This window comes from Cryobacterium sp. MLB-32 (assembly GCF_000738085.1).
GTDB lineage: Bacteria > Actinomycetota > Actinomycetes > Actinomycetales > Microbacteriaceae > Cryobacterium.
This window is the reverse complement of sequence record NZ_JPRS01000311.1, coordinates 1-2051: the sequence shown is the minus strand read 5'-3', so window position 1 is coordinate 2051 and position 2051 is coordinate 1. Positions and strand designations below refer to the sequence as shown.

The following is a 2051-nucleotide window of genomic DNA, read 5'->3' as shown; positions in this document are numbered from 1 at the left end:
GGCGCCACGACGCATATGACAGGCAGAGACAACCGCGCCGCCCCGCGCAACGAATACCGCATGCGGAACGCTCAGCGAGACACCCTGCCGTTTCTTGTTGGGAACCCTCAACCGGCAAAAGATGTACCAGATGGGTCCACGATCGCCGATACCAACTGCGGCGTTCCTGGTCCTGCGGTCAACTCACCACGAGACATTCGACCCCGGGGAGGTCGTCGAAGCGCGCATTGCGGTCGGTAGTGAGGATGATGCGCTTGGTCGCCACTGCGGTTGCCGCAATGATGAGGTCATGAGCTCCGCGCTTCGTCCCGCCTGCGTGGACGTGGGCAAGAAGGCGCCCATGGGCTTCGGCAGTTGCCAGGTCATAGGGTTCGACGGGCAGCGTTTCGAGAACATTTACCAGAAACTCGGCGCGTGAGCCCCGATGCTGATCGCTGGCAAGCTCGATACCGGTACGCAACTCGGCGATCGTGACTGCGGCAATCACCAGGTCATCGTCCGCGAAAACAACGTCGGCGAGGGGTCTGGTGCCTCGTTCGGACGCGATGAGCACGCCTGTGTCGACGATTAGTCGGCGGGCCATGCTGGTCCCTCGAGAATGACGGCATCGCGTGCCGCGAGAACATCGGCTGCGAATTCTTCATCGGCTCCGTGTGACGACAGGAGGGCGAGGAACTCGGCGCCATTGCTGGCGTTGACGGGGCCGATAGTCGCGATTCGGCGGCCGCCCCGCGTGATTACGACGGTTTCGCCGCGTTCGGCCTCGTCGAGGAGCGAAGCGAACGAGCGACTTGCCTCGGTTGCGGTCACTGTGTGCATAGCATCAGATTATCTGATTTGGCAATTGGGCTCAAGGGCACCAACGCGCCACCCGTCGACGCGCCCGGCGGTGATTCATCCGTCACAGGGCGAACCCTGAACGGGACGCCGATGGAGAATTGGGAATCTGAGGTCAGCTACGTCGGACCGTGGGAAGTGCTTCCGTTGCGGCTGCCGGCGATGTGCATCCTCCGGATGCCTGCGCAGGCGGCCTGATTTCAAAGAAGGTCGTAGCCTCGAATTCGGTGGTTGACGGTCGACATTTGTTTACTGGGTACCCAATAGACGCTCGGGGTCGGAATGAAGTTCTTCAGTACTACGAGTTGCAGCAACGCAATGAGATTAATATCGAACCAGCCGAGGCATTGGCCGAGCGACGCTGACTTGGCCCACCAGTAGTAAACGAGCCAGGCAACGAACCCATAAGGGATCACCAGCCACAGCAGGAACCCGCGCGTGAAGAGCAGGACCAGCGCAACGAATGTGGGCATTTGGCGCATTGGAACCCCCCGAGAAGATTGATCAGGGATTCAGTGCTTGGAGGAACCCCTGATGCTCAGCGCCAGACTATCTCTTCGCAACGCGGACAGACTCCTAGCCCGGACGGCCAGCGCTACAGATCTGGGGCCAAACCGTCCGGCGGCCGAGTGCGCCGGCGCTGTGTCGCAGGGGAACGGCCTACGGGATGATAGGGCTGGACAGAAGAAGACCACGGTCGGCGATGTCAAAGAGTGGGGCGTGATGTTGGCTGCGATCGCTTCGTTTCTGTCGGCCTCGCTACCCTGAGGTTATGAGCTACACCTACGGCACGAATAGTGTCGCCTACATCCTCGCCGCCGCGATGCTCCTTGTCGTTGTCGTGACACAGCTGGCAGCCTCCGGCAGAATTAGTCGGAACGGTTTCATCGGAATCAGAATCCCGCCGACAATGACCAGTGATGCCGCATGGACAGCTGGCCACCAGGCCGCCCGTTGGCCGTCGTGGATTGGCTTCGCACTTGTTGCTATCACTGCGGGAGTGGCACAATTCATCCCGGAAGCCAACGCTATCCTCATCGCAATTCTGTTGCTCTTCCTAGCATGGTCAGTCGTGGCTGCTTGGCGCGGCGCACGATCGGCGATCAGCTAACTTTTCGAATGAACCTAAAGAGTCGATTCGGAAAGCCATGCAGACGACTTATCGCCACCCGCCCGGGGAACGGTCCGAGCGACGTCGGTTAGTTTTCCGCAAG

5 protein-coding genes are annotated in these 2051 nt (G+C 60.4%); 2 read left to right on the top strand and 3 right to left on the bottom strand.

What is annotated here, in order from left to right; genetic code table 11:
- Positions 1–178: 178 nt before the first annotated feature.
- Together JF66_RS18025 and JF66_RS18020 are read right to left on the bottom strand one after the other, a co-directional pair.
- Entirely contained in the window at positions 179–583 is a 405-nt protein-coding gene (locus JF66_RS18025; protein ID WP_035880178.1) for a PIN domain-containing protein, read from the bottom strand.
- A complete protein-coding gene (locus JF66_RS18020; RefSeq protein ID WP_035880177.1) occupies positions 568–819 on the bottom strand; it encodes a type II toxin-antitoxin system Phd/YefM family antitoxin in 252 nt (83 codons plus the stop codon). The genes JF66_RS18025 and JF66_RS18020 overlap by 16 nt, the downstream gene beginning before the upstream one ends.
- 18 nt (positions 820–837) lie before the next feature.
- Between JF66_RS18020 and JF66_RS23220 the strand changes: the two genes are divergently transcribed.
- Positions 838–1035, top strand: coding sequence for a hypothetical protein (locus JF66_RS23220; RefSeq protein WP_156109903.1), 198 nt, complete (start codon positions 838–840; stop codon positions 1033–1035).
- A gap of 2 nt (positions 1036–1037) precedes the next feature.
- On the opposite strand, the gene JF66_RS18015 is transcribed toward JF66_RS23220, so the two are convergent.
- Complete coding sequence (locus tag JF66_RS18015) at positions 1038–1310, bottom strand: hypothetical protein (protein ID WP_051973731.1); 273 nt, start codon at positions 1308–1310, stop codon at positions 1038–1040.
- A 299-nt stretch (positions 1311–1609) separates the two neighbouring features.
- Between JF66_RS18015 and JF66_RS18005 the strand changes: the two genes are divergently transcribed.
- The gene (locus JF66_RS18005) at positions 1610–1948 is read left to right on the top strand and encodes an SdpI family protein (protein ID WP_051973730.1); all 339 of its coding nucleotides are present in this window, start codon (positions 1610–1612) and stop codon (positions 1946–1948) included.
- The last annotated feature ends 103 nt before the right edge of the window (positions 1949–2051 follow it).